Source organism: Porifericola rhodea, from assembly GCF_030506305.1.
In the GTDB taxonomy this organism is placed as follows: Bacteria; Bacteroidota; Bacteroidia; order Cytophagales; family Cyclobacteriaceae; genus Catalinimonas; species Catalinimonas rhodea.
Map to the genome: position 1 here is coordinate 1,342,714 of NZ_CP119421.1, position 26,764 is coordinate 1,369,477.

The 26,764-nt window shown below is 41.7% G+C and carries 24 protein-coding genes; 13 read left to right on the forward strand and 11 right to left on the reverse strand.

Annotated features, from left to right (window positions below):
- Positions 1 to 109: 109 nt before the first annotated feature.
- The 7 genes from PZB74_RS05505 (at position 110) to PZB74_RS05535 (ending at position 5,744) form a co-directional block, all read left to right on the forward strand.
- Entirely contained in the window at positions 110 to 898 is a 789-nt protein-coding gene (locus tag PZB74_RS05505; protein ID WP_302241359.1) for a DUF4905 domain-containing protein, read from the forward strand.
- Complete coding sequence (locus PZB74_RS05510) at positions 888 to 2,030, forward strand: LysM peptidoglycan-binding domain-containing protein (RefSeq protein ID WP_302241360.1); 1,143 nt, start codon at positions 888 to 890, stop codon at positions 2,028 to 2,030. The genes PZB74_RS05505 and PZB74_RS05510 overlap by 11 nt, the downstream gene beginning before the upstream one ends.
- Before the next feature lie 61 nt (positions 2,031 to 2,091).
- Positions 2,092 to 2,688: a hypothetical protein gene (locus PZB74_RS05515; RefSeq protein WP_302241361.1), complete on the forward strand. Its 597-nt coding sequence runs from the start codon at positions 2,092 to 2,094 to the stop codon at positions 2,686 to 2,688.
- 1 nt (position 2,689) lies between these two features.
- Positions 2,690 to 3,472 carry a TIGR02757 family protein gene (locus PZB74_RS05520; protein WP_302241362.1) on the forward strand — a complete coding sequence of 261 codons (783 nt, stop codon included), beginning with the start codon at positions 2,690 to 2,692 and terminating at the stop codon, positions 3,470 to 3,472.
- 246 nt (positions 3,473 to 3,718) lie between these two features.
- Complete coding sequence (locus PZB74_RS05525) at positions 3,719 to 4,027, forward strand: hypothetical protein (protein WP_302241364.1); 309 nt, start codon at positions 3,719 to 3,721, stop codon at positions 4,025 to 4,027.
- 742 nt (positions 4,028 to 4,769) lie between these two features.
- Positions 4,770 to 5,222 (forward strand): DUF2383 domain-containing protein, encoded by a 453-nt coding sequence (locus PZB74_RS05530; protein WP_302241365.1) that lies wholly within the window; start codon positions 4,770 to 4,772, stop codon positions 5,220 to 5,222.
- A gap of 135 nt (positions 5,223 to 5,357) precedes the next feature.
- On the forward strand, positions 5,358 to 5,744 hold the full coding sequence (locus tag PZB74_RS05535) for a YccF domain-containing protein (protein WP_302241366.1): 387 nt from the start codon (positions 5,358 to 5,360) through the stop codon (positions 5,742 to 5,744).
- Here the strand turns inward: PZB74_RS05535 and PZB74_RS05540 are convergent.
- The 5 genes from PZB74_RS05540 to PZB74_RS05560 form a co-directional block, all read right to left on the reverse strand.
- A complete protein-coding gene (locus PZB74_RS05540; protein ID WP_302241367.1) occupies positions 5,741 to 6,715 on the reverse strand; it encodes an ROK family protein in 975 nt (324 codons plus the stop codon). The genes PZB74_RS05535 and PZB74_RS05540 overlap by 4 nt on opposite strands.
- A 91-nt stretch (positions 6,716 to 6,806) precedes the next feature.
- Positions 6,807 to 8,138: a xylose isomerase gene (xylA, locus tag PZB74_RS05545; protein WP_302241368.1), complete on the reverse strand. Its 1,332-nt coding sequence runs from the start codon at positions 8,136 to 8,138 to the stop codon at positions 6,807 to 6,809.
- A gap of 42 nt (positions 8,139 to 8,180) precedes the next feature.
- Positions 8,181 to 9,686 carry a xylulokinase gene (locus PZB74_RS05550; protein WP_302241369.1) on the reverse strand — a complete coding sequence of 502 codons (1,506 nt, stop codon included), beginning with the start codon at positions 9,684 to 9,686 and terminating at the stop codon, positions 8,181 to 8,183.
- A 672-nt stretch (positions 9,687 to 10,358) separates the two neighbouring features.
- Entirely contained in the window at positions 10,359 to 12,827 is a 2,469-nt protein-coding gene (locus tag PZB74_RS05555) for an ABC transporter permease (RefSeq protein ID WP_302241370.1), read from the reverse strand.
- Between the two features lie 161 nt (positions 12,828 to 12,988).
- Positions 12,989 to 14,050: an SMP-30/gluconolactonase/LRE family protein gene (locus PZB74_RS05560; protein ID WP_302241371.1), complete on the reverse strand. Its 1,062-nt coding sequence runs from the start codon at positions 14,048 to 14,050 to the stop codon at positions 12,989 to 12,991.
- 211 nt (positions 14,051 to 14,261) lie between these two features.
- Here PZB74_RS05560 and PZB74_RS05565 point away from each other — a divergent pair, with 211 nt between their 5' ends.
- The 3 genes from PZB74_RS05565 (at position 14,262) to PZB74_RS05575 (ending at position 18,266) form a co-directional block, all read left to right on the forward strand.
- Entirely contained in the window at positions 14,262 to 15,770 is a 1,509-nt protein-coding gene (locus PZB74_RS05565) for an SDR family oxidoreductase (RefSeq protein WP_302241372.1), read from the forward strand.
- 18 nt (positions 15,771 to 15,788) lie between these two features.
- The gene (locus PZB74_RS05570) at positions 15,789 to 16,904 is read left to right on the forward strand and encodes an NAD(P)/FAD-dependent oxidoreductase (RefSeq protein WP_302241373.1); all 1,116 of its coding nucleotides are present in this window, start codon (positions 15,789 to 15,791) and stop codon (positions 16,902 to 16,904) included.
- Positions 16,905 to 17,021: 117 nt separating this feature from the next.
- Entirely contained in the window at positions 17,022 to 18,266 is a 1,245-nt protein-coding gene (locus PZB74_RS05575) for a M16 family metallopeptidase (protein WP_302241374.1), read from the forward strand.
- Positions 18,267 to 18,290: 24 nt separating this feature from the next.
- On the opposite strand, the gene PZB74_RS05580 is transcribed toward PZB74_RS05575, so the two are convergent.
- The 3 genes from PZB74_RS05580 to PZB74_RS05590 form a co-directional block, all read right to left on the reverse strand.
- Entirely contained in the window at positions 18,291 to 19,010 is a 720-nt protein-coding gene (locus tag PZB74_RS05580; protein ID WP_302241375.1) for a porin family protein, read from the reverse strand.
- Complete coding sequence (locus tag PZB74_RS05585; RefSeq protein ID WP_302241376.1) at positions 18,991 to 20,097, reverse strand: anhydro-N-acetylmuramic acid kinase; 1,107 nt, start codon at positions 20,095 to 20,097, stop codon at positions 18,991 to 18,993. The genes PZB74_RS05580 and PZB74_RS05585 overlap by 20 nt, the downstream gene beginning before the upstream one ends.
- Positions 20,098 to 20,221: 124 nt before the next feature.
- Complete coding sequence (locus PZB74_RS05590) at positions 20,222 to 21,247, reverse strand: FAD:protein FMN transferase (protein WP_302241377.1); 1,026 nt, start codon at positions 21,245 to 21,247, stop codon at positions 20,222 to 20,224.
- A 208-nt stretch (positions 21,248 to 21,455) separates the two neighbouring features.
- On the opposite strand from PZB74_RS05590, the gene ruvB reads away from it, so the two are divergent.
- Complete coding sequence (ruvB, locus tag PZB74_RS05595; RefSeq protein ID WP_302241378.1) at positions 21,456 to 22,487, forward strand: Holliday junction branch migration DNA helicase RuvB; 1,032 nt, start codon at positions 21,456 to 21,458, stop codon at positions 22,485 to 22,487.
- A 53-nt stretch (positions 22,488 to 22,540) separates the two neighbouring features.
- Here the strand turns inward: ruvB and PZB74_RS05600 are convergent, their stop codons facing one another.
- Positions 22,541 to 23,107 carry a DUF4136 domain-containing protein gene (locus tag PZB74_RS05600; RefSeq protein WP_302241379.1) on the reverse strand — a complete coding sequence of 189 codons (567 nt, stop codon included), beginning with the start codon at positions 23,105 to 23,107 and terminating at the stop codon, positions 22,541 to 22,543.
- Positions 23,108 to 23,291: 184 nt separating this feature from the next.
- Positions 23,292 to 23,717: a hypothetical protein gene (locus tag PZB74_RS05605; protein WP_302241380.1), complete on the reverse strand. Its 426-nt coding sequence runs from the start codon at positions 23,715 to 23,717 to the stop codon at positions 23,292 to 23,294.
- Between the two features lie 171 nt (positions 23,718 to 23,888).
- Here PZB74_RS05605 and queG point away from each other — a divergent pair, with 171 nt between their 5' ends.
- A complete protein-coding gene (queG, locus tag PZB74_RS05610) occupies positions 23,889 to 24,836 on the forward strand; it encodes a tRNA epoxyqueuosine(34) reductase QueG (protein WP_302241381.1) in 948 nt (315 codons plus the stop codon).
- 60 nt (positions 24,837 to 24,896) lie between these two features.
- Here the strand turns inward: queG and PZB74_RS05615 are convergent, their stop codons facing one another.
- Positions 24,897 to 25,136: a hypothetical protein gene (locus tag PZB74_RS05615; RefSeq protein WP_302241382.1), complete on the reverse strand. Its 240-nt coding sequence runs from the start codon at positions 25,134 to 25,136 to the stop codon at positions 24,897 to 24,899.
- Positions 25,137 to 25,315: 179 nt separating this feature from the next.
- Between PZB74_RS05615 and PZB74_RS05620 the strand changes: the two genes are divergently transcribed.
- Positions 25,316 to 26,761, forward strand: coding sequence for a BatD family protein (locus PZB74_RS05620; RefSeq protein ID WP_302241383.1), 1,446 nt, complete (start codon positions 25,316 to 25,318; stop codon positions 26,759 to 26,761).
- Positions 26,762 to 26,764 lie beyond the last annotated feature (3 nt).

Below are 26,764 nucleotides of genomic sequence, written 5' to 3' on the forward strand. Positions count from 1 at the left end.
GCCATTTGCGTTTACTTTTGAGTATCATAAATTTGAGTTATCCTGTACCTTTCTATAAGGATCTAATTATAACTAAAAAACCACCGCATTGCTAAAAAAGTTGAATCATGTGTCTACCACTTCCTTCTCTGCGAAAATCTGGAACATGCTTACCGACCATGATGCACACTACCTCTATCTGGAAATTCGTGACGAAGAGGAACACCAGGTTAGCTTTGCAGCATATGCCCTCTCTCAACAAAAGTTACTATGGCGAAATTTGAGCTTTGAAGAAAACTGGTGGATAGGCATGCAAGCTGCTGATAAGGATGTTCTGGTGTTTCATACTTATGAGGATTCCGATAACCCTGAAAAAAAAGCGCATTTTGCTATTGACATTCGCAGCCAGCAACCAGTATGGTCCAGCGCACTGCTACAGGTACTGGATGTCCACGATCAAGTTATCTATGGTTATGAGCTCAACGCTGATGATAAAAAAGCTTATAAGTACCTCTCATTAAAAGACCATGCAGAAAATACTATAGATGAAAAAGAGATCAGTATTGCTTTGCAAAACATTTCTGTAGAAAATAAATATATTCGCCATCCGTTTCATTACACAGAAGAGGAGGCATACTTTGCTACAGTCCGTACTTTTGTACAAACGTATATGAACCTACAGGTTTATAAAGGTTGTGAATACCTAGAGCATGCCGACCTGATCTTTATTAGCTACTACATACAGGAAAGCAGTGCTTTGGCTAATTATTTGTTAGTAATAGATCAGAACGGCACACTACAATTACACGAAAAGCTGGACGATCAACTTTCGCAGATAGGCATAGGTACATTTATGATCATCCGGGATCAACTGATATTTATTAAGAGAAAAAGAGAGCTGGTTAGTTATGCAATTTAAGTTTTTGGCATTTTTGGTAAGTGTAATCATGTTGGGCAGTACTTTTCCGTGCTATGCTTTTTCAGGAATGCACCACTCTATTGCTCCGGTAGATTCAGTCGGCATTAAGCGTGTAGCTGGCGAAGCGTATATCATCCATCAGGTTGATCAGGGAGAGACGCTCTTTGCGTTATCCCGTAAGTATAATGTTAATGTGCAGCAGATTCGCGAGTCCAACAGCACTATTGATGTAGATAACCTAAATATTGGTGACAGCCTTCTGGTTCCGCTTTTTCCACAGCTCATGCAGGGCCGTAAGACCATACACACTGTTCGTAGCGGAGAAACGCTCTTCAGAATATCAAAAACTTATAAGGTAACGGTAGAAGACCTAAAAAAATGGAATGCTATTGGCCAGCAGGCACTCTCCATTGGTCAGCCTATTGTTATTTATTACATTGAAGATAAAGAAGCCGCCAATTCTCCTAGCCCTATTGACGAAAAAAAATACGTAACTCATACTGTTACGCAGGGAGAGACGCTTTTTGCAATATCACGCGCTTATGGAGTTTCTGTACAAGAGCTTAAGGTCAGAAACAAATTATCTAACGAAAGCATTAACTTTGGTCAGCAGCTTATTATTAGAGAAAGGGAAGTACTGGAAGCGCCCGAATTGTCTGTATCAACTACTACTGTAAATGCTCCTACTATTCCTGAGCCTACCAAAGCTAATACTGCTAATTCTAATGAAGAGAATGAAGAAAGTGAGGATGAAGAGGAAGAAGTATATGACCGCCGACTAACACGTGCTGAAGCACTGGAACAGGAAAAAGAGCGTATACGAGCCATCAGGGCTTCTGAGAAAAAAGCACTTTCTGAATACGAGAAGAAAAGTGAAATGGGCTTTGCCGCTGCTATAGAAGGAGGAATTGAGACCAAAAAGTTTCTTGCCCTACACCGCTCAGCACCGGTAGGTACGATTATGCAAATCCGTAATGAAATGAATAATCTATCGGTTTTTGTGCGTGTAGTAGGCAAACTACCAAATACCGGGGTAAATGATAAGGTAGCAATTCGTATTTCTCAGGCAGCTTACGAAAAGTTAGGAGGCATCAACGAGCGATTTCCTGTAGAAATTACTTATATCCAGTAGGTCTATCCCGAACTAAAATCTCAAAATTTGGTTCTTCTTCTAGTTAACTTAAGTATTTAATATGTCTATAGCCAAAGCTGACCCTAAAAAGAGGTCTGTCCTGAATATGATCTGGACTGCTCTTTTCACTCTGATGTACCCTTTCATTTTGCTTTTTTCATTAGCCTGCATTGGAGTCATTCATCTGTTTTCTTTGCTTTCACGCCTTATTTCTATGCTACCCATATGGGGCAAAGCTGAGGAGGATACTAAGGAAAGTTCAGGATCTAACTGGAGTCCATTTGCCAACATTGGTTCTCTTACACTTGAGAGTAGGTTTGAAGACGAGATTATGTTTGGCCCTGCTTACTATAAGCTAAAAGCCAATAAAGCTATTAAAGACTTATCTGAGCACTACTTTGGTAGCTTTCAATTTACCTGCCACGACGGTATTCTCTTACAAAAATGGAATACTCTTGCGCCTAAACAACTACCCGACTTTGACCTGGTTTTTTTGAATGCAAAAACCGGCACCTTGCACCACCTTAAAACTATCAAGTCTTTTAGCTGGAAGGTTGAGCAGGAAGCCGACAAAATTATTCTTTGGTTTGACGAGAAAAAAGAAGAAGGCAAACTGATTATTCAGGCTGCTGATCTGCAATTTAAAGCTGCCCTGTAATTTGCCTCTTAGTACCGATTTTAGAGAACTTCTGGAAGTTAAAGCAGAGGAGTTTAACCAGCCCGCTTTTATAGAAGATGATCCTATTAGTATCCCACATGCCTATCAGCAAAAGCAGGACATAGAGATTAGCGGGCTGATAGCCGCCGTATTGGCCTGGGGACAACGCAAAACTATTATCAGTAAGTGTAAAGAGTTCTTTGCTTATATGGACAATGCTCCCTACGACTTTGTTCTTCACCATCAGGAGCAGGACTTAAAAGCTTTTTTAGCATTTAAGCATCGTACTTTTAATGCTACAGACGCACTCTATTTCATTTCTTTTCTGCGGCACTATTATCAGCAATATGAGTCGTTAGAAGATGCTTTTATAATGTACATGAAGCAAGATGATAAAGATATAGAGAATGGCCTGGTTGGTTTTCGTGAGCAATTTTTTAGCTTACCCGATTATCCTGAGCGCACCCGCAAGCACATTGCTACTCCAGCACGCAACTCTGCCTGCAAGCGCCTCAATATGTACTTACGCTGGATGGTCCGTAAAGATGATAAAGGGGTGGACTTTGGCCTCTGGAATCGTATAAAACCTTCTCAACTTATTTGTCCCTGCGACCTGCATGTGGATAGAGTGGCTCGCCGCCTGGGACTTATCAGCAGAAAGCAAACTGACTGGCATACAGCTTTAGAACTTACAAACAATTTGCGCCTTTTAGACGCTGAAGACCCTGTTCGTTATGACTTTGCCCTCTTTGGCCTGGGTATAGAAGAAAGGTGGGGTAAGTAATACAATCGTTAAGTCTATCACTTCCGGATAAATATCACCACCCATAAGTTTGTAGAACACTTCTACATAATGCGCATATAATGTCAGGACAATTTCCATGCTTATTTAACTCCCCCTAAGCTAATATTAATTTTTAATTATCTGAAAATCAGTCAATTAAATTTAAAAATGCCATTTGGCACAGTTCTTATTTATGATTGAGTGTAAATTATTTTTAAATATTTTATCATTTAATTTTTTTTAATTATGAAACGTACATTCATCGCATTAGCCGCACTAGGAACATTTACATTTGCAAGTATTGGAGCTGACGCACTACCAACTAAAGATAAAGCCGCAACAGAATTTGTACAGGATCAGCGTAAAGAGATCAAGTACGAAGAATTGCCGGAAGCTGTAAGAACTGCATTTGAAGATTCACAGTATGGCCAGTGGGAAGTTTCTCAGGTACACGAAGTAGCTGCGGAGCAGGGTACTCAGTATGAGCTAACCATTACTGATGGTACCCAAAGTGGTACACTCACATTTGATGAAGAAGGAAATATGGTACAATAAGCTTTTGCTTGTACATTCCGAAAACTAAGGATCGGATACTAGAAGCCTGCCTTTATGAGGGCAGGCTTTTTTTGTTTTGCTCATATCATTAGTCAACCTGCTCAAAAAAATTTGATTATTAATTTGCCAGCATGTAAGTAAAAGAACTTAAAGCAATCAATTTCTATCAAAGAGCCTCTAAAGCCATCTACCAGTACGCCAGGGGCAAAGCATAACTTATTCATAACACTGGCGTTACATCATTTCTTGATTTACTTCGTTGGCAGATATAAGAGTTGCAATCAATGCCTCAACTTGGTCAATTAACCTACACTTGGGCAATTGTTTCTACACAGATGATTACAATTTTTTGGTCTATGGCTACTTACTTAAAAATAATAGAGGGAACGAAAAACTTTAATATATTTTAAATATATCACATTATTCAAAATTTTATATATGTTTTTAGTGGTTATATCAAAACAATATATTAGTTTTGATATTAAATAGTGTAGAAATAAACAATTGCAGCATTCTATTGCACAATCATTGAAGGTTTCAGCATAAAATGTGGCAATTAGCTTAGCCAACCATTTAACTTTTGTTATATATTAACTAACAATAATTTTATTTTAACACCTTGTTAGAATCATAGAAAAATTTTACTATATTTTTAAAAATAGTTATACCAAAGGCATTAACTTTGCGTATATATCAAACAAAAGATTTTTTTGACTATTGATAACCTGAATATTTTGAAGTAATGGATAAGACAGACAAAACATTAACCCAATTAAACGAATTGCTCGCTAAGAGCATAGACGCAAAAAAAGGATATCATAAAGCGGCAGAGGAGATTGATAATCCTTCCCTCAAAGGCTTTATTATGTGCATTGCAGAGCAAAGAGAAAATTTCCGCCGTTCTTTACGCGAAGAAATTTGCTACCTCGGCGGACAGCCAGTATCTCCACCCCATGACCCGGATTTTGTAATGGAGTCATTTGCTCAACCAGATTTATTAGTATTAATCAATTCAGTGGAGCAAACATTAGATGCCTGTCTTAAAAATGAACTCAAGAACCTTACTGCATACGAAGAAGCTCTTTCTGATGCTGATGCTTCTGCCTTGCAGCTTGTAATTGGACAAAGAGAAAATGTAAAGCTAGCTATAAACGATTTGCGTAATTTATATGCTCCTACTAAGTTAGCTGTATAATAAAATTTGAGTGTAAGTATATGAGCCGGCTATATAGTCGGCTTTTTTTATGCCCTGTATTATTTTTTTTGATACCTATTCAAATAAGCATTTCTATATTAACTTAACTTCTAGCAAAGATTACCTGAAAGACCTATGAAAACAATCGGGAATATACTCTGGATTATTTTGGGAGGTTTTGCCATAGCTCTTGAGTACCTTACTGCCGGACTACTGATGTGTATAACCATTATTGGAATTCCTTTTGGTATACAATCTTTTAAACTCGCTGGAGCAAGCCTCTGGCCATTTGGCAATGAAATAAAAAACACACCCGATACTGGCTCAGGTGTGTCTACTATACTTAACGTTTTATGGATTCTTTTAGGAGGTATATGGATTACGCTAACTCACTTAGTGTTAGGTGTGGTACTTTGCCTGTCCATCATTGGTATTCCTTTTGGTTTACAACATTTTAAGTTGATGAAGCTAAGCTTCACACCTTTCGGTTATGAGTTTGGCGGAGTGAAACCCAGCGTTTAATCTACATTTATACCCATTTCTTTCCAGGCCAAGGCACTTGCTCCCAGTACGGCGGCGTTTCTATGCTCCAGCGCAGAAGGAAGTAACTGAACCTTGTTTTTAAAGACCTGGAACATATAATCTTCCATATACTTTTTAGTAGGCTCAAAGATAAGTTCACCCGCCTTTGCCAATCCACCTAGCAGGAATATGGCCTCTGGACTAAAGATAGCAGAAACATCAGCCAACTTTTGCCCCAGAAGGTTGCAGGTCTGATCAAAGGCGGCCAGGGCAATAGGATCTCCTTTTTTAGCCAGATCAGCCACCATACTTGCAGTAAGCTGGTTGTAAGTAACATCTCTTAACGGGCTGTCGGCATTTAACTCGCCAAGCAACGTAAAAACGGTTCTTTTGATGCCCGTAGCTGACACATAACCTTCTAAACAACCTTTTCGTCCAAGGCCGCAAACTCTGCCATTGGGGTCTTGTAAAAGGTGTCCCATCTCCCCAGCAAAGCCATCGTTTCCGTAGATAAGTTCGCCATTAGCTACAAAGCCGCTACCAAGTCCGGTGCCCAGGGTAATCATGATAAAGTTTTTCATGCCTTTGGCACCTCCATAAATCATCTCCCCTATAGCGGCAGCATTGGCATCGTTGGTTAGTACCATAGGCACATCATAGTACTTCTTAAATAGTTTTACCAAGGGTACTATCCCCCGGAATGATAGGTTGGGAGCATACTCTATAGTACCGGTAAAGTAGTTACCATTTGGTGCACCTATGCCTACCCCAACTATATTCAGATCCTCAGAAGCTTGTTTTCGCAGTGCTTCTACCTCTTCATGTATATATTTGAGGAAAGCTTCAATATCTCCGGCAGGAGTTTTTACGGTAGAGATAGAGGTCTCTCCGTACATATTGCCTTCTTTATCTACAAAACCAAATTTGGTGTTGGTACCACCGATGTCAATGCCAAGGGCTACGTCTTTCATATTCTTTATGAGTTGACACAAAATGAGCCTGGAGCCCTTTACTCCAGGTCTATTTTGCAGTATTGATTACGTTCTGAAAGTATCAGTCGCCTTACTTTATATAATTGTTAATTATAGATTCATAAAGCTCAATCTTTCCACTGATGCGTTTTGGCTCTCCATTCATTTCAGCCATATTTCTAAGATCTTCTAACTTTAGCTTGCCAGCTTCGTACTCCGCTCCCTTACCTGAATCAAAAGAAGCATAGCGTTCTTTTTTCATTTGCATGAAGTTAGAATTCTCCCTGATGTCGTGGGCAATCAGTAAACCACGCGCAAAGGTATCCATTCCAGCAATATGTGCAATAAATAAATCTTCAAGATCTGAAGAAGTACGGCGCACTTTTGCATCAAAGTTAAGTCCTCCGGGTGCAATTCCCCCCTGTTCCAGTACAATCATCATCGCATGAATACAATCATACAGATCAGTAGGGAAGTAATCCGTATCCCATCCATTTTGTACATCGCCCATATTAGCATCAATACTACCCAGCATTCCAGCATCAGAGGCAGTTTGCAGATCGTGAGCAAAAGTATGTCCCGCTAAGATAGCATGGTTTTGCTCTAGGTTAATTTTAAAATCGTCTGCCAGCCCCTGCTCTTTAAGAAAGCCAATTACTGTTGCCGAATCAAAATCATACTGATGCTTACTTGGTTCTGCTGGTTTAGGTTCAATCAGGAAATTACCTTTAAATCCGATCTTGCGTCCATAGTCGCGTGCCATACGAAGAAATTGACCCATATGGTCAAGCTCCCGCTTCATATTGGTATTGATCAGAGAAGCATAACCTTCACGACCGCCCCAAAATACATAATTTTCTCCACCTAGCTCAACAGTTGCTTCTAATGCTGCTTTTACCTGAGCACCTGCATGGCAGACTACCTCAAAATCAGGATTTGTTGAAGCACCATTCATATAACGAGGATGTGAAAAAAGATTAGCTGTACCCCAAAGCAGTTTTACGCCAGTAGATTTTTGATAATCTTTAGCCATCTGCACAATCTCCTGCAAATTCTTTTCAGATTTAGAGACAGTGTCTCCTTCAGGAGCGATATCTACATCATGGAAGCAATAGTAGGGAACACCTAACTTGGTAAAAAACTCAAAGGCAGCTTCCAGCTTGTACTTAGCATTGTCCATAGCATCGTTGGTTTTGTTCCAGGGGAACTCACGCGTACCCGCTCCAAATGGATCATTGTTTTCGTTACAGAAGCTATGCCAATAGGCCACCGCAAAACGAAGATGCTCTTTCATGGTTTTATTGCCCACTACTCTGTCTTCATCATAAAATTTGTAAGAAAAAATATGATCAGACTCTCTTCCTTCGTAATTAATCTTCCCAATTTCAGGAAAAAATTCGCTTGTCAATACTCCCTTAGTCATGGTTGTGTTTGTATTATGTGGATTTAAAAATATTGTTAACGTTTAGCCTAAATGCTGTTGCAGAAGGTGTAGCCATTGTGTGTAGGCTTCTCCATAAGCTAGTTGCTTATCAGCCTCAGGTTGTACTTCTCCCACCAGTTCCAGCGCAGAAAAAGCTTCTTCAAAACCTGAGTAGATACCAGCCCCTACTCCAGCTCCACGGGCGGCCCCTACGGCACCATCAGTATTGTACAATTCTAATGCTGCTCCGGTAACATTCGCAAAAGCTTCTCTAAAGATGGGGCTTAAAAACATATTAGCTTTGCCTGCTTTTACTTTGTTTATCTGCATTCCCATAGCCTGCATAATATCAAAGCTATATTTGAGGGCGAAAACGATACCCTCCTGAGCCGCACGCAATACATGCGCCTGGCTGTGCGTGTTAAACTGTAAGCCGTGTATATGTGCGTCAACTTCAGCATTAGCTAAAGTGCGCTCGGCTCCGTTTCCGAAAGGTAGTACACTAAGTCCGGCAGAGCCGATTGGGACGTCTGCTGCCAGCTGATTCATTTTTTCATAATCAGCATGGGCACCCATAATATTATTTTTTAGCCAGCTATTTTGTATACCGGTACCATTAACACAGGCCAGTATACCGTAGCGAGGCTGTTCCTTACTGTAATTGACGTGAGCAAAGGTGTTTACTCTGGACTGTGGGTCATAATCCAGCTGATCACTTACCCCATAAATTACTCCAGAGGTACCGGCAGTAGTAGCTACCTCACCAGGTTGAAGCACATTAAGAGAAAGCGCGTTATTGGGCTGATCCCCGGCCCGGTAGGCAATAGGTGTACCTACCGGCAAACCTAGCTCATCGGCAATCTGGCTGCTTACCCTACCCTGTTCGGCAAAAGTAGGTACTACTTCAGGAATATAGTCCTGGCTAATACCATAGTGGTCTAGCAGTTGTACTGCCAGCGACTGTTCGCGAAAATCCCACATAATACCTTCTGACAGACCAGAAACAGTAGTACAAATTTCTCCGCTGAGCTTCATGGCAATAAAATCGCCAGGCAGCATTACTTTATGAATACGCTGATATAAGTCCGGTTCATTTTCTTTTACCCACCTTAGTTTGGAGGCGGTAAAGTTTCCAGGGCTATTGAGTAAATGCCCCAGGCTATAGTCTTTCCCTAGTGCATCAAAAGCCTTGCGCCCAATACTTACAGCTCGGCTATCGCACCAGATAATAGAAGGACGAAGCACCTGCTGAGCCTTGTCTACCAGCACCAGCCCATGCATCTGATAAGATATGCCAATAGCCTGGGTCTGTGCCAGAGCCTTAGGATGCGCTGCTTTAAGTTGTTGTGTAGCTTTTACGATATGTTCCCACCACAATTCCGGGTCTTGTTCTGCCCAGCCTTCCTGTACAGCCAGCATAGGCATTTCCTGTGAGGGGGAGGTAGCACTGCCCAGCACCTTGCCGTCTGCGATACTTACAAGGCTGGCTTTTATGGATGAGCTACCCACATCATATCCTAACAAATAACCTTCGGATTGGTCAATCATAAATCAAAAAAGTAGTCGGTTATCTAAATTGCAATCTTTACAAGATTATTAAAAAAATCTGAGAATTATGTAGTTTCAGTGAATAAGCTTATAAGACTTGTACTTCAGTTTAACAATTTGAAAGGTTTTTTATAAAGATGAAAAGAAGAAAATTTATTAAGTGTTTAGACGCAAGCGGTTCATCCGTATTCCCGCTCCCTCAGCCCGGCTCAATGGCATCAGAATAGCCTTGGTACAGGTCAGGACTTTGAGCAGCATAGCGGGCAAAAGTTTGGAGATCTGCAAGCCAAGCGGGTGGTGATTAACCTAGGTGTGTAGACAATCAATGACGGGGGCGAATATCCTCCTTTTAGCATCTATTTTGTCGGCTACAACATTATAAGTTATTTTCCGATCAGAGCTTCTACGGCATTACTTACCCAGTAATCTTCGGCATTGGGCTAGATTATGGGTTTACCATTAATAATACAGATTCACTAACCTTGCACCTGGGAGTAATAAACGAGACGTTTTATCTTCATTATGAAGCTTTTGAGTCTCAGCAGCGATATAGGGGAGACCTAATCAACCTGACCGACCCGCCTAAAGTTTATAGCAATATAGAAGGGGGGGCTTTGCCGGATACAATACAGTTGATTTCACTATTAAGCTTTAGGATTTGAGAAGCATTCTTTACTCATCCTTCAGTGCATCCACCGGATTGGCCACCGCCGTTTTGATGGTCTGGTAGCTAATGGTAAAAGTAGCGATGAACATAACCAGCAGAATCGCAATTCCGAAGAGCCACCAACTCATTTCTGTACGATAGGCAAAGTTTTCCAGCCAACTAGCCATGCCCCAATAGGTAAGAGGAATGGCTAAGCCGCTAGCTAAAACTAATAGCAAAAAATACCCTCTTGTAAGCATACCCAAAATATGAGACAGACTGGCTCCCAATACTTTACGAATACCAATCTCCTTTTCTTTCTGCTTAGCTACCAGAAGCGCCAGCCCATAAGACCCAAGGCAAGAGACAAAAATAGCCAGTAGAGCAAAGATAGCGATAATATCGCCCAGGCGTTCTTCAGAAAGATAGGCCTGCGCCAGTTGGTCGTCTAAAAAATGGTATTCAAAAGCTTTATGCGGGAAGAAGTTTTTCCACTCTTCCGCTATCATATCAATGGTTTCCCCTAGTTCACTTCCTTCTATTTTAACAGAAAAGGTGTTAAAGAGCGGTACTGATACGCCCATAATCAGTGAGCTTACCGGATTGTGCAATGATGTGTAATGAAAATCATTGACTACTCCTATTACGTAACCTTCCTTACCTTCCAATTCTATTCTTTTGCCTAATGCTTCTTCAGCACTGCCCCATCCAAAATTTTTAACAGCGGCTTCGTTAACTATAAAAGACTCTAAATGATCTGCACCCGCAGCTATATCAAAATCACGTCCGGCAACAATTTCAAGTCCGTAGGTTTCGCTAAAATCATAATCTACAGACATAGTGGGCACAAACAAACGGCCTTCTGTACTTACACCTTCTGGCTCAACCCTGCGAGCGACTATACTTAAGCCGGGAGCACCTGATGATAAGGTAACCGACTGTACACCAACATTGGTAAGCAAACGTTCTTCAAAGGTGTTCATCTTCTGGCGCATATCGGCACTGCCTGCACCAAAAACGTTATTCATATTTTCGCTATAAAGCGGAATGGTAATGATTGCCTCCTGATCAAAGCCCAGCGACTGGCTTTGGAGAAAGCGGAGCTGTTGAAAAATAATTACCGTACCCGCAATAAGCATAATAGACATGGTAAACTGAATAAACACCAATACCTGCCGAAGCGAGAAACGCTGAATCTTATGGTTTAGGGGAGATTTATTCTTTAATACCCTGGCCAGATTAATATGAGTGGTGTAGAAAGCGGGATATGACCCACCCAAAAGTCCGCTCAACAAAAAAACACCTAAAAAGGCCAGCAGAACCGGACCTTCTGTAAGCTGCTGAACAACAAAATTTTTCTGAGTAAGGCTATTAAACTCAGGGAGCACACTACTAACAATGAGGACTGATAGTAGGAGGCTTAAAAAGCTAATAAGTAAAGACTCTCCTAAGAATTGCAAGAGCAGCTGAGGTTTGTTAGCTCCCAATACCTTGCGCACGCCTACTTCTTTACCTCTTCTGAGAGACTGTGCGGTAGATAGGTTTATAAAATTAAAGCAGGCAATCAGAAGGGTGACTAACGCCACTGCTGCAAATGTATAGATATACGCCATATCACTGGTAGGCCCGGGATTTAACTCCACATCTGGATTTAAGTAGATGTCCTGGATAGGCTGAAGTGTAAAAGACTGACCTAAGCGAAGTGCTTCTGGTGCATGAGTATTTAGTAGGCGCTCCATTCCCTTGTTGGCTTCTTCTACCGAAGCTTTTTCTTCTAACAGCACATAAGAATGTGAATGTGAAATAACCCAGTTCTGCGCCAGGTTATTTCTCATATCATCTCTACGCTCCTTGTCTGCCAGGGCAAACATATCATTGTAAGGGAGCAGCACCTTAAAACTGAAATGCGACGTCTCAGGAAAGTTCTTTACCACTCCTACTACCTGATAAGGGTGCTCTCCTTCCAGCATCAGCGTTCTCCCCAAAACATCTCTTTGTTGCCAATATTCGCCAAAATATTTTGCTGCCAGCTCTTCTGAGAGTATCAGACGTTGGGCGCCAGACAGGTTCTCGTGTTTCTCTCCAGCCAAAAACTCCAACTCAAACAGCTTAAAGAAAGAGGAGTCTACCATAAACACATCGCTTTCTTCAAAGTCCTGAACACTACTTAGTTTGCTGGCATCAGGGATGCTAACACTGATGTCTCGTCCATACACGCGTGCGGTAGCCTGCACTCCAGAAAGCTCAGAAGCTACAAGCGGAGCCAGCGGAGGAGGTACACGAGCGTAATCCGAACCATTGTTCGCATGATAAACAATGCGATAAAGCTGGCTTCCGTTGGGGTGAAAAGTATCGTAGCTAAGCTCATGCTGAACAAACAAAAAAATAAGCATGCAGCAACTCATACCTATACTAAGCCCCAACACATTAATAATGGCAAAAACTTTGTGTTTAATTAGGTGGCGATAAGCCACAGTAAGGTAGCTCCAGAACATATTGTATGAGTTTATTTCAGCATACAAAATGGTGATTTTTAGCTTATCTATTGCTCACCCATTTTGGGGGAAAGTAGCAGGCTTAAAGAGGCAATATCAGCTACTGAGCTAAAGGAAGGGTAAGAAGCAGAGTAAAGACTCTGCCTTAGAATAGCAAGAACTTATAAGGCTTTACCTTTCAGGACAATACGCATCAGGTACATATCCGCAGTGATATATAGTACTGACTCATCACTATTGAAGGTACAGTTAGCAGTAGCCTGCCCGGTTTTAAGAGTACCCAAATGATCTCCCTGCGGAGAAAATATCCAGACGCCTCCGGGGCCTGTTGCAAAAATGTTTCCACTGCTGTGTACAGCCAGCCCATCAGGTAAGCCAGGGGCCTCAGCAGTTTTGCTGGTAGCATCATAAAAAACTCTGCCATTTTCTACATCACCATCAGCACTTACATCATAGGCCATCCAGATGGCTCTTTTAGGGTCAGAGTTGGCTACATAGAGTGTAGCACCATCCGGTGAAAAGCCAATACCATTAGGTCTGCTAAGCTCATCAGTAAGAAGAATGAGCTCATTGTTTTCACTATTATAGCGGTATACCCCCTGAAAATCTAACTCTTTAGCATCACTGTCTGCTCCACCTGGTAGCCCATAAGGTGGGTCTGTAAAGTATAGCAGGCCATTGCTCAGATATGCCAGATCGTTCGGACTGTTTAGTCGTTTACCCTCATAAGTTTCTACTATTGTTTCAAACTGCGGAGAAGGCTCTCCTAGAGGGCTCGTCATACGGGCAATACGCCTATCGCCATGCTGGCATAGTACCAGCCGCCCCTGATCATCCAGAATTAATCCATTTGAACCAGGCTCCTTCATTTTACCATCTCCGCTAAAGCCAGAAGGTTTCAGGTAAAGCGAGGCCCCCTCTCCTTCTTTCCATTTAAAAATACTGTTTTGAGGTATATCTGAGTAGAGCAGATAATTTCCCTGCGGCACCCATACCGGCCCTTCAGTCCATTCGTAGCCTTCTGCGAGTATTTCCAGCTGAGCATCTTTGGGTATAAGCTGGTCTAGCCGGGGAGAAAGCCGCTCTACTGAGCCTGTAGTTTTATAGCTGGTGTTTTGTGTTTGCGCCTCATCGCTGGCTTCAGTGGATTGTTCTTGTTGAGTAGAAGAGTCACAGGCTGCAAAAAATAGAAGCAGCCCCATTAGGTAAGCGTGTTTGTACATTGTTGTATTATATAGTTGGTCTTATAAAGCTACATTATATTCTGCTTCTCTCAAATTGGCAACAGGTGAATATTACCCTTAGCAGATGATCCTCAACAAAGATCTCACTCTTTCAGGTTAGGCAGGACCTCTTTTTCATGATTAAGCTCAGAACCATTTACCAGTCAGCAGGTTAAGAAGGCGTATACTTCTCAATGTAAACCCAAAAGCAATGAAGATATTATTGACAGGAGCTAATGGATATATTGGCATGCGTCTGCTGCCGGTATTGGTCCGCGATGGGCATGAGGTAATCTGTCTGGTCCGCGATAAGCGTAGAATGAAAGTAGAAAAATCGCTGGAGGAAAATATTACCTACTACGAGGCCGATCTCCTTAAAGAAGATACGCTGAAGGACCTTCCTAAAGATATAGAAGCCGCTTATTATCTGGTACACTCCATCGGTGCTTCAGCCAATTACGAGAAGCTGGAAGCCCAGGCGGCTCATAATTTTGTAAACCACATACAATTTACAAACTGCAAACAGATTGTATACCTCTCTGGTATTGTCAATGATAAAGACCTATCTAAACATTTGCGCTCTCGCAAAAATGTAGAGGACATACTCATGAAAAGCAGCATACCTACTACGGTATTGCGTGCCGGAATTATTATTGGTTCGGGTGGTGCTTCTTTTGAGATTATTCGCGACCTGGTAGAAAAACTACCTGTTATGATAGCTCCTAAATGGGTAAGCACTAAAAGCCAACCCATAGCGCTCCGTAATGTGTTGCAGTACTTGCATGGAGTGCTGCTTAAGCAGCAGGCTTACAATAAAGTGTTTGATATTGGCGGGCCAGAAGTGCTTACATACAAGCAGATGCTCTTACAATTTGCTGAGGTTCGTAAGCTGAGAAGATACATAATTTCTGTACCAGTACTCTCTCCACGTTTATCCTCTTTATGGTTGTATTTTGTTACCAGCACTTCTTTTAAACTTGCCAGAGGTCTGGTAGACAGCATGAAGAATCAGGTAATAGTGCAGCACAGAGGCATAGATGAGGTAGTAAAAGTAGAGTTATTTACCTATAAACAAGCGGTAGAACGTGCCTTTGACCGTATTGCACAAAATGAGGTTATATCCAGTTGGAAAGATTCATTCAATAGCTCTAAAATTGATATTAATCTGAGTGAGTATGTAAAGGTGCCTCAGTACGGTGTATATACTGATATTCGTAAAATACCTTTTAGCAAGCCTAAAGAGCAGGTAATTAACAATATCTGGAGTATAGGCGGCGACCGCGGCTGGTACTACCTCGGCTTCTTATGGAAGATCAGAGGGCTTTTAGATCAGATGGTAGGTGGTGTGGGGCTTAGAAGAGGCCGAAGAAGCAGGAATAGCCTGGTACCGGGAGATGCTCTGGACTTTTGGCGAGTATTGGTGGCTGATAAAGAAGAGGGAAGGCTTTTACTTTACGCAGAAATGAAGCTGCCGGGCGATGCCTGGCTGGAGTTTGACGTAATAGATGAAGACGGGCAGTGCTATCTGCTACAAACTGCTACCTATCGCCCTCAAGGCCTGGCCGGGCGGCTGTACTGGTGGTCGGTGTATCCTTTTCATGGTTTTATATTTCCGGGCATGGCTAAACGCATTATTAACTTTGAAGAAAAGCAAAAAGAGATTGAACAGAAGGAGAAGAAAAAAGAAGCAAGAAAAAAAGGGGAGCAGGTATCTGCCTAATACTTTATTTCCACTGTTTTGAAAAATGTTACCATTGTAGGGGGTGGCCTGGCCGGGCTTATTAACGCGAATATGCTAGCGAAGGCTGGCTTTGAGGTTCTTTTAATTGAGAAAAAGCACTACCCTTTTCATAAAGTTTGTGGAGAGTATATTTCTAATGAAGTAGTCCCATTTTTACAGCAGACAGATTTGTACCCTCAGGAGCTTGAGCCTGCACATGTTAGTAGGTTTATGCTTAGCTCTGTTTCGGGCAAAAGTGCCATTATGCCTTTGGACCTTGGAGGCTTTGGTATTAGTCGCTTTGCGCTAGATCATTTTCTATACCAAAAAGCCCGGGCGGCAGGGGTTAAGTTTTTGCTGGGTACCGCCGTAAAAGATATACAATTCAAAGATCAACAATTTTTACTCACTCTCTCTACCCACGAAGTACTGGCAAGTCCTCTGGTCATAGGTGCTTATGGTAAACGTTCACGTCTGGATAAGCAACTTGGCCGTAGATTTATTCAAAAGCGCTCAGCCTATATTGGTGTCAAATATCACCTCTATGCTGATTTTCCGGCAGATATGATTGCCCTACATAATTTTAGAGGTGGCTACTGTGGCATTAGCCAAATTGAGGCTGGCAAGTATAATATGTGTTACCTGGGTAGCAGAAATGCACTAAAGCAGCATGGCAGTATTGAGGCTATGGAAAAAGCGGTACTGCACGAAAACCCCTATTTAAAAAAGCTCTTTTCTGAATCTGAATTCCTCTTTGAGAAGCCTGAAGTAATTAACGAAATCTCATTTGCTCCCAAACAAGCGGTAGAAGAACATATTCTTATGTCAGGAGATACAGCTGGTCTAATAACCCCTCTGTGCGGTAATGGTATGGCAATGGCTATACATTCAGCAAAAATACTCTCCAACCTAATTATCAAACATTACACTAAGCCTTCCCCCGACAGACTGAGCCTGGAGCGGGAGTATACTCAGGTATGGAAGCAACTGTTTGCCCGACGTTTGTGGGTGGGCAGAAATGTACAAAACCTTTTTGGCAGTCCCTGGGTATCTGAGCTCGGGGTAGCTATGGTTTCTGCTTACAAGCCCCTAGCCAAAAGCATAATGCGACGTACCCACGGTCAGGTCTTTTAGTCGTATTTTTAAAAATAGATCTCTTTTACTAAACTAACTTAAGGTACAATTCTGTTACTTTTGCATCCCATTTTAGAAACTGAAGTATCTTAGTGTTCTAAGATCTTAATAATATTTATGGCCGAATACGAACTTTATACCCTAGCTAACGGGATTAGAGTAGCACATAAACAGATTACCCACAGCAAAGTCGTTCATTGTGGCTTTGTACTAGACATAGGTAGCAGAGACGAAAAGCCGGAACAACATGGCATTGCTCACTTCTGGGAGCATATGGCCTTTAAAGGAACCAAAAAGCGAAAAGCCTTTCACATTCTCAATCGCCTGGACTCTGTAGGCGGGGAGCTTAACGCATATACTACTAAAGAAAAGATCTGCTTTTACGCCTCGGTGCTAGATCGCCATTTTGATAGTGCCTTTGAGCTGCTTACCGATATTACTTTTGATTCTGTTTTTCCAGAAAAACAAATAGAGCGAGAACGTAACGTAATTCTGGAAGAGATGTCTATGTATTACGATTCTCCGGAAGATGCGATTCAGGATGATTTTGACGAAGTAGTATTTGGCAAGCACCCACTGGGTATGAACATTCTGGGCACCAGCGAGAGCATCCGCCGCTTTCATAGAGAGGACTTCACCAATTTTGTGCAGGAAAACCTAGACACCTCTAAGCTAGTATTTTCCTGTGTAGGCAATCTGCCTATGAAAAAGGTAATACGACTGGCAGAAAAATACCTGACTGACATTCCAAGTAAGTGCTCCAAAAGGGTGCGCATACCTTTTCAGAAGTATACGCCTAAGCAACTATCAATAGAACGAACGCTCACTCAGGCTCAGTGTACCATTGGTAGAGATGCCTACCCTGTACAGCATGATAATAGCCTGCCCTTCTTTATGCTAACTAACCTACTAGGTGGGCCTAGTATGAATACCCGACTAAACCTGGCCCTAAGAGAAAAACATGCCCTGGTTTATGCCATAGATGCCGAGTACCAGTCTTATACAGACACAGGAATCTTTTCTATTTCTTTTGGTACTGAACCCCGACAGCTAGGCAGGGCTATTGGTTATACGATGAAAGAGCTTAAAAAATTACGCGAAGTGCCATTGGGTAGCATGCAGCTCCATAGGGCCAAAGAGCAGCTTATGGGGCAGTTGGCTATGAGTAGCGAAAACAACCAGAGCCTTATGCTGGCTATGGCCAGAAGTATACTGGATGAGTATGAAATGGATACTTTAGAAAGCCTGTACGAAAAGATATCTAAACTGGAAGCCATAGAGCTACAGGGCATAGCTCGACAAATGCTAAAAGAAGAAGACCTGTCAGTACTAAGCTTTGTTCCCAAAGCTCAACCCTCATAAACAGATAAGCCTGACAGATACAGGCTAAAACTGCACATAATAGCCAAGCGTAATGGTAACCGTATTGAGCAGAAGGGGATTTGGTATCTGGGTGATGTTTTTATCCAATACCGAAGAGAAGCCCAGGCTGTAGCGTCCTCCCAGCTGAAACAAGCCTACAGCAGTAGCTACTTCAAAACCTCCACCTCCAACAATGCCTATATTAAACTTATTATCTCTTCCCTCTTCATAGCGGTAAGAGATTTGCTCATCGGTAATACTTACTTCCCTTTCGCTGCTATGTGAGAGCAAATAACTTAAGAAAAAGCCTGCCTCTAGATAGATTCGCACATTGCGCTGCCCGATGTAGCCATGCGCCATAATAGGAATATCTACATAGCTTAGGTTCTGCTGATAGAACAGGCTATCGCCCCGCAGCTCGCTAATTTCAGTATCTACAAACACTTCTTTCCAGCCTTTTTCTGTATAGTTTACTCCAAACTGAAGGCTAAAATTAGGCTGCGCATAATACTGCATAGAGATTCCTCCGGTATAGCCACTCATCCAGCGGAGGCGAGCCTCCGAATTATTCAGTATTCGGTTAGGCTCAAAAATAGTAGAAACAGCCCCGCCATGCCGGGTACCTATACTAAACTTAGACCACTTTTTGGGCTGAGTACTCAAGGTATCCTGCGCCTTTAGCTCCACACTGCCGAGTACTAGCCACAGCACTAAAAAAATATACTTACACTTGTAAATCGCCATAAACGACGCCCGCACTATGGTCATAAGAAGCTCCGGTTACTGAACTCAAACAATTAATTTCATTGCGCACACGCAATACTCCCAAAAATGCAAAAATCAGCGCCTCTTTAAAAGAAACAATCAACTCATTGGGCAATACTACACTAAATGTGCCTTTGCTGTACTTTCTGATACATTCAATTAAGTATTCATTAAAAGCACCGCCGCCGGTAGCCAGCATGCTGGAGTAATGGTTGGGGCTATCCATAAACTCCTGTAGCTGATGCACATTATTTGCAATTTGCTGGGCTACATGATGAGTTAGCGTAGCCAGCATATCTTCAACTGAAAGCTCTTCTTTCTCCAAAGGATTAATAAAGTGCTCTAATACCCACTCATACCCTAAAGACTTAGGGTAAGGAGCATGGTAATAGTCTAACGCATTCAAGCGTTCCAGAATTTCTGTATTCACCTCCCCTGAGCGAGCCAATGATCCGCCCTTATCATAAGCCATCCCCTTTTTCTTGGCAAAGTGGTTGAGCACCATATTCGCCGGGCTAACATCGTATGCCAATCTTTCACCTTTTACTTCAGCAGAAATATTGGCGATACCTCCTATATTAAGACAGAAGTCATGCTGCGGAAAAAGCAGACGGTCTCCAATAGGTACCAATGGAGCGCCCTGCCCTCCCAGCGCGATATCCATATCCCTGAAATTACTAATCACAGGTTTACCACATTCGGCATGTATGGCATAGCTACTGCCTATTTGCAGGGTAATGCCTTTTTCTGGCTGATGAAAAACAGTGTGGCCATGAGATGCGATAAATTCCGGGTCAACTTCGTGCTTCTTCATAAAACGCTTGATCGCTTTTCCTATCCATACCCCCAACTCCTGATGTGTACGGGTAAGCTCTTCACCGCTAACTTCAGTAATGTGTTGCAGGCGGTTAACCCACTTTTCTTCATAGGGAAAGGTATTGGCCGCTAAAATCTCAAACTGCCAGCCGCCCTTTTCTGTGTGACCAAAGTGGCAGTAAGCAATGTCAAGCCCGTCTAATGACGTACCCGACATCAATCCGATAACTTTATATTTTCTTACTTTCAATGCAATTATATTTTATACAAGCCTGCTTGTGTGCTTGGCCTGTTACTGTCTACTATTAGTGATAGCTGATAAATAAATAGTGAATTAAATTGGGGGTAGAAGTACCGCTGAAGCTACAAAGTGCTTAAAGCACTACCAAATTATCTTCCATGCCTTCGGTCTGAAAAGTCTGAATACTCCCCTCATTGTCGTAGATAATGAAGGCATCTAACGAATCATTTTCTTCCAGAATTTTTTTACTTTTTTCTAGCCCCATCACCATAAATGCGGTAGCAAAAGCATCTGCGGTAAGGCAGTCTTCTGCCAATACCGACACGCTTAACACTGAATGATTTACGGGATAGCCTGTTACCGGGTCTATGGTATGAGCATATTTTTTACCATCGCGCACATAATAGTTACGATAGTTGCCTGAGGTAGCAATTGCCTGATCTTTTAGCGTAATTACAGCAGGCATGTCTCCCTTTTGTTCAGGGTCATCAATGCCGATACGCCAATACTCCCCTTTACTGTTTTTTCCTTTGCACAAAATTTCACCACCTATTTCTACCATCATATTTTCTATGCCCTGTTCCTCAAGAAAATCAGCAATTACATCTACGCCATAGCCTTTAGCTATAGCGCTGAAGTTAAGCTCAACATTTGGTTTAGTCTTGCTTACATAATCTTTGGTAAACTCAATAGTAGTATAATCTACCAACTGAAGTAAAGAGTCTACTGCAAGGCTGTCTGGTAGTTCTCCTCCACCAGGGCCAAAACCCCAGGCATTAACCAATGGTGCAATGGTAGGGTCATAGGCACCCTCGGTAATCGCGGATATCTCCTGGCTCCTTTTAAGCACCGGGTAGAAGTAAGGCAGGTCAAAGTAAAAGGTATCTTCCTTACCAAATTTTGAAATTTCTGACTCAGGCAGGTAATGATTGAGCGACTGGTTGTATACCTCCAGTAGCGAGTCTATGCTGCTTTTAAAGCTTCTTCCTTCATCATCCAGATACTTGATATTGTACACCGTACCCATCGTCTGTCCACTGAAGGTTACTTGATTTTGCGCAGCACCCTCCTCATTAGACTGGCGAAACAACCAAACAATGGCAACAAGGCTAAGAAGAACTACAGAGTAGATAATATTTTTCTTCTGATAAGTATTCATAGCTGATAATGAGTTTTTATGCTCATCAAAACGTTATTAGATAGTGCTATAGTTTTTGAACGCTGCAAAATTAGGTTTAATTTGTAGATTCCCCACAGTTGGATAAAAAAAGCCGAAGACTTTGCTGATTTGGTTGAGGCGTAATTTGTTAGAAGGTATGGTTAAACCATACAGATATTAATTTATATAAATACATATCACGCTACTGATGAGAGAAGATTATTTAAGAGGCGATGCCGATCATCTTAGTCCTGGCGAACGTGAATTGGAAAAAGCGCTCCGCCCCCTAAGTTTTGATGACTTTACCGGTCAGTCTAAAATTATAGAAAACCTTAAGGTATTTGTACTGGCTGCTAAAAAGCGTGGCGACCAACTGGACCATGTGCTTTTGCATGGCCCTCCCGGCCTGGGAAAGACCACCCTTTCTCATATTATTGCCAATGAACTGGAGTCGCAGATTAAAGCTACCTCTGGCCCGGTACTGGATAAACCCAGCGACCTTGCCGGACTATTAACAAATCTGGATGCCGGCGATGTTTTGTTTATTGACGAAATACACCGGCTTAACCCTATTGTGGAAGAGTACCTATACTCTGCCATGGAAGATTTCAAGATTGATATTATGCTTGACTCCGGGCCCAATGCTCGTACAGTGCAGATTAGCCTTAGCCCTTTTACGCTGGTAGGAGCCACTACACGTTCGGGTCTGCTTACCTCACCTCTAAGGGCTCGCTTTGGCATTAATGCTCGCTTGGAATATTATGATGCGGAACTACTACAAAGCATCGTTAAACGTTCGGCCAGTATATTAAACACCCCTATTCATGAAGAGGCAGCCCACGAAATTGCTCGCCGTAGCCGCGGTACCCCGCGTATTGCCAATACGCTACTACGCCGTACCCGCGACTTTGCCGAAATTAAGGGGGAAGGTATTATTACTAAACCCATTGCGGAAATGGCTCTTAAAGCCCTGGATGTAGACCAGAACGGCCTAGATGACATGGATAACCGCATTCTTTCTACCATTATTGAAAAGTTTAAAGGAGGACCGGTAGGCATTAGTACTATTGCTACCGCCTGTGGAGAAGAAGCGGAAACTATAGAAGAAGTGTATGAGCCTTTTCTCATTAAGGAGGGCTACATCAAAAGAACTTCTCGTGGAAGAGAAGCTACAGAACTGGCTTACAGACATCTTAAGCTCATCCCCCCGGGCAGAGCACAAACATTGTTTGACGAATAAAAAAGGGCCGACTTATTACTAAGTCGGCCCTTGTTTTACGCTTTATCTACTTTTTAGTAGGTGGTATCATCAAAATTAGAAGTAGCTACAAAGTCTTCAATTACATTAGCCACGGAACTTCTAATATCGATCTGTTGGTTTCTTAGATTATCATCAGGTTCTACAGCTTCAGCTACGTAAGCTACCCAAAGCGCCTCACCGGTATCAGGGTTAATAGCACTTACTACCAGACTTCCTTCTTCTAACTGTTCTAAAATATTTTCTTCACCGACATTTTGGTCTACAGTATAAGGGTCTTTATAGTAGCCATACTTTTCGTTGTACTTCTCATCAAAGATTACGTAACTGATTAGTACATCGGGGTTTTCAGTATTGAAATCGTAACCATAAGTATCAAACTCATGTACTATGGCATTTTGTACCATTGTATTTTGAAGAGTACTAAATGTATACCACTGCTCATCCTCCAGATTCTGAAAATTGTTACCAAAAGCGTATGATTCAAGATCACCTAACTCTGCAGCTTCATTTGCCTTAGATACAACTTCATTATTCTGCTGCGCAAAGGCTGTAGCAGAAATAAAAATACTTGTTAAGAATATTGATAGATATTTCATCATTTAAATTTTAAGATTAAAAAGTATGATTAATACACAATATTATAACAAGCAATTTAAGATACTGTTTTAAATAATATTGATTTTTAGCTATTCAAATGGGCATAATTGACCATTAATTTAGTATGATAATTGAAAAATATACACTACTAATTATATTGCTATTTAATAATTTTTAATGGGGCTATCAATTATCAATAGCTTCCTGCATATCCTCAAAATAGCGGATATCCATTTCATTCACTTTTAGCTGAGGGTACTTTTCTTTAATTTTTGCTTTACCCAGCTCTACACTTTTTCTAAACACCTTATCCTCAGGGAGTAGCTTTCTGTGCACATGCATACCATAAGGCAGTAGACTTTCTTTCCATTCCTTATAATACCACTCCATAGAAGGCTGATGAAAAACGCTCATCCTTCTTTTGTCGAAGATCACTTTTTTAATCTGATGCTCTTTGATTAGCTCAGCGGCACGAAGAAACACCTTTTGAAACTCTTCGATTGGTATATATGTATCGGTAGCTTTGATAATAAGCACAGGTTTATTTTCTACAGTAAAAATATCGCAATGCTTAAATTCTTCCTGCAAATCAAGACGATCCTGGGTTTCCATATATGTAGTTGAAAAAAATAATTAATATACCTTATGAATTTCTCTAAAATACGCCTGGCAGGCAAATATCAAAAAAATTATTAGCGTAGAAGCCTATTAAGACTTAGAATCGCTCCCAAATTGCGGAACTTTCTGCCAAACTACTGCATTGCACCGCTAAACTTTACCAGCATGTCATCTCAAGTCCTTGAAAAAAGATCACAACTAGTTAAAGAAAAAGCAAAGGCGCTGGGCTTCGACTTTTGCGGTATTTCCAGGGCTGAATTTTTGGAAGAGGAAGCTCCCAAGCTGGAAAACTGGCTGAAACAGGGAATGCACGGGCAGATGCACTATATGGAAAACCATTTTGACAAACGGCTGGACCCTACAAAGCTGGTAGAGGGAGCTCGTTCTGTGGTTACGCTACTCTACAACTACTATCCGGAAGAAGATCTAAGCCAGAGCGATAATTATAAAATATCAAAATATGCCTATGGCCAAGATTATCACTTTGTAATAAAGGATAAACTAAGAAATTTGGTGGCAGAGCTACAAGAAGAAATTGGCGAGATTGAAGGACGTGTTTTTGTAGACTCTGCACCAGTTATGGAAAGGGCATGGGCCAAACGTAGCGGTGTAGGCTGGGTGGGTAAAAATAGCCTGCTCCTGACTAAGCAAAGAGGAAGTTTCTTTTTTCTGGCTGAGATTATTAGCGATCTGGAACTGCAAGCCGATGGTCCCATGAAAGATTACTGCGGAACCTGCACCCGCTGCCTGGACGCCTGCCCTACCGATGCTATAGTAGCACCCTACGTAGTGGACGGAAGCCGCTGCATCTCTTACTATACCATAGAGCTTAAAGAAGAAATTCCTAAAAAAGCACAGGCTAAGTTTGAGAACTGGATATTCGGATGTGATATCTGTCAGGATGTATGCCCCTGGAACCGACACGCACGCCCCCACCAGGAGCCAGATTTTTCGCCTCACCCTGAGCTAAGGAGTATGCAAAAAGAGGATTGGGAAGAGCTAACAGAAGAGGTTTTTCGGAAGCTTTTTAAAAAATCAGCTGTAAAGCGTACCAAGTACCAGGGTTTACAGAGGAACATCCGCTTTGTATCCGATAAAAAAAGGCCACAGTAATAACTGTGACCCGATATATTGTAGTGTGTTCTTTACTTTAAGTTAGTCTAATAGGTTAGTTTAGCCTGCGCAGCTAACCGTGAAGCATTCATTAAGAGTAGAACGATACATTCTACCAAACCGCTGATAACACCATTCTTTGAGGCTACCAACTTCGTGAGGCAATAAAATACCGATAGCTTTTTTTAGTTCTTTTTTGAACAAGGCCTTGTCAAAGCTTACCTTAGCAAGTATGAGCTTTACATAGTCCAATTGGGCATGTATTCGCTTGGCATTTACTTGCTTGTTGTTAATTTGCATATCCGATTCAATTTTGGGTTATAAAAAAATCAACAAGTCTAAAAAACTAATTCATTCACAAAATTTTTGGTGAGTCGTACGTACGTCTTGTCTTTAAAAAGTGTTATAAATATATATAGCAACTTTTGCTTTTGCAAGCGCATTTTTGCAACGGGTTTTAGCCAAAATTATTTTATTCTATGAGGTTTACACATGTGCTGATCTTCATAATCTGCTGCCTGTCAGTTTCCTTACAGTCTGTGGCTCAGGAAGTTTCTATTGAGTTAGGCCCTAATGAGATAGGCTTAAATGAGCAATTTACCATAACCGTAAAAATAAAAGACGACAGACTACGTAGGTATGATGACTTCCCGGACATTCCCGGCTTTGAGAAGGCAGGTATTTCAACCTCTTCCTCTACCAATATTGTCAACGGGCAGGTATCTTCTTCGCAGAGTGTTACGCAAACCTATCTGCCTACCCGTGAGGGTACCTTTAAACTTTCGCCATTTCGCATGAACGTAAATGACACCCAGGTGAGCTCATCAGGGAGCAGTATTACAGTAGGCCCGGCTCGCCAGGGAGGCAGAGGCAATAACCCTTTTGACTTCAACGATCCTTTTGATGACTTTTTTGGTAGACGCAACCAACCTCAGGAGTTTGTAGATGTGCAGGATGATGCCTTTCTGGCCCTCTCTACAGACAAAGATTCTGTATACCTGGGCGAAGGCTTTACAACTACGCTAGCCTTTTATGTATCAGATAAAAACCAGGCTCCTTTACAGTTCTATGACCTTGGTAAACAGTTGACAGATATCTTAAAAGATATTAAACCTTCTAATGCCTGGGAAGAGAATTTCAACATAGAGAATATCAATGGTAAACCTGTCTCTATCAACGGGCAAAACTACACTCAATACAAAATATATCAGGCAACATTTTTTCCACTGAACCAGGATCCAATTAAATTTCCGGAAGTGGGACTAAAAATGATTAAGTATAAAGTTGCCAAGAACCCTTCTTTCTTTGGTAGAAGGCGACAGGAGGACTTCAAAACTTTCTATAGTCAGCCTAAGCAGGTATATGTTAAAGCTCTGCCTGAACACCCGCTGCGCGAACGAGTAGCGGTAGGAGATTACCGCCTGGAAGAAGAGATAAGCGATAAAGAACTAACTACCGGCAAAAGCTTTAACTATACCTTTAAGATTGTAGGAGAAGGTAACATTTCTGCCATTGAGAAGCCCGACATTAAAAGCAATGATGATTTTGATGTGTATGCTCCCAGTATTGAGCAAAATATTAGCCGACGAGGTAATAGAGTGATGGGGTCTAAGGCTTTTTCATATTTTGCTGTTCCTAATGAACCGGGAGAGTACCAGCTTGGCAAATATTTTAATTGGGTATTCTTCAATACTTCTACCCAGGCTTACGATACGCTTCGCTCTGATTTAGCCTTGCAGGTAAGTGGAAAAAGCCGTAAAAATGATTACATCAGCGCTCAAAATGTAGGCACCTTCTACGACCGTATTGACAGAACAGACAATAAGCTGGCTAGCCTCGAACATGATGGTTGGCTTAAAATAATGGCAAACGTACTAATTATTGGTATGTTGGCTTTGGCAGGCTTCGCAGTCTTTAAAAAATAGCTT

What these genes read in the sequence shown, in the direction of transcription:
- PZB74_RS05560 (WP_302241371.1), bottom strand. Translation starts at nt 14,050, where the DNA reads ATGTACAAACACGCTTACCTAATGGGGCTGCTTCTATTTTTTGCAGCC.
- ruvB (WP_302241378.1), top strand. Translation starts at nt 21,456, where the DNA reads ATGAGAGAAGATTATTTAAGAGGCGATGCCGATCATCTTAGTCCTGGC.
- PZB74_RS05515 (WP_302241361.1), top strand. Translation starts at nt 2,092, where the DNA reads ATGTCTATAGCCAAAGCTGACCCTAAAAAGAGGTCTGTCCTGAATATG.
- PZB74_RS05615 (WP_302241382.1), bottom strand. Translation starts at nt 25,136, where the DNA reads ATGCAAATTAACAACAAGCAAGTAAATGCCAAGCGAATACATGCCCAA.
- PZB74_RS05590 (WP_302241377.1), bottom strand. Translation starts at nt 21,247, where the DNA reads ATGAATACTTATCAGAAGAAAAATATTATCTACTCTGTAGTTCTTCTT.
- PZB74_RS05600 (WP_302241379.1), bottom strand. Translation starts at nt 23,107, where the DNA reads ATGATGAAATATCTATCAATATTCTTAACAAGTATTTTTATTTCTGCT.
- PZB74_RS05530 (WP_302241365.1), top strand. Translation starts at nt 4,770, where the DNA reads ATGGATAAGACAGACAAAACATTAACCCAATTAAACGAATTGCTCGCT.
- PZB74_RS05550 (WP_302241369.1), bottom strand. Translation starts at nt 9,686, where the DNA reads ATGATTGACCAATCCGAAGGTTATTTGTTAGGATATGATGTGGGTAGC.
- PZB74_RS05535 (WP_302241366.1), top strand. Translation starts at nt 5,358, where the DNA reads ATGAAAACAATCGGGAATATACTCTGGATTATTTTGGGAGGTTTTGCC.
- PZB74_RS05575 (WP_302241374.1), top strand. Translation starts at nt 17,022, where the DNA reads ATGGCCGAATACGAACTTTATACCCTAGCTAACGGGATTAGAGTAGCA.
- PZB74_RS05565 (WP_302241372.1), top strand. Translation starts at nt 14,262, where the DNA reads ATGAAGATATTATTGACAGGAGCTAATGGATATATTGGCATGCGTCTG.
- PZB74_RS05555 (WP_302241370.1), bottom strand. Translation starts at nt 12,827, where the DNA reads ATGTTCTGGAGCTACCTTACTGTGGCTTATCGCCACCTAATTAAACAC.
- queG (WP_302241381.1), top strand. Translation starts at nt 23,889, where the DNA reads ATGTCATCTCAAGTCCTTGAAAAAAGATCACAACTAGTTAAAGAAAAA.
- PZB74_RS05580 (WP_302241375.1), bottom strand. Translation starts at nt 19,010, where the DNA reads ATGGCGATTTACAAGTGTAAGTATATTTTTTTAGTGCTGTGGCTAGTA.
- xylA (WP_302241368.1), bottom strand. Translation starts at nt 8,138, where the DNA reads ATGACTAAGGGAGTATTGACAAGCGAATTTTTTCCTGAAATTGGGAAG.
- PZB74_RS05540 (WP_302241367.1), bottom strand. Translation starts at nt 6,715, where the DNA reads ATGAAAGACGTAGCCCTTGGCATTGACATCGGTGGTACCAACACCAAA.
- PZB74_RS05605 (WP_302241380.1), bottom strand. Translation starts at nt 23,717, where the DNA reads ATGGAAACCCAGGATCGTCTTGATTTGCAGGAAGAATTTAAGCATTGC.
- PZB74_RS05510 (WP_302241360.1), top strand. Translation starts at nt 888, where the DNA reads ATGCAATTTAAGTTTTTGGCATTTTTGGTAAGTGTAATCATGTTGGGC.
- PZB74_RS05620 (WP_302241383.1), top strand. Translation starts at nt 25,316, where the DNA reads ATGAGGTTTACACATGTGCTGATCTTCATAATCTGCTGCCTGTCAGTT.
- PZB74_RS05525 (WP_302241364.1), top strand. Translation starts at nt 3,719, where the DNA reads ATGAAACGTACATTCATCGCATTAGCCGCACTAGGAACATTTACATTT.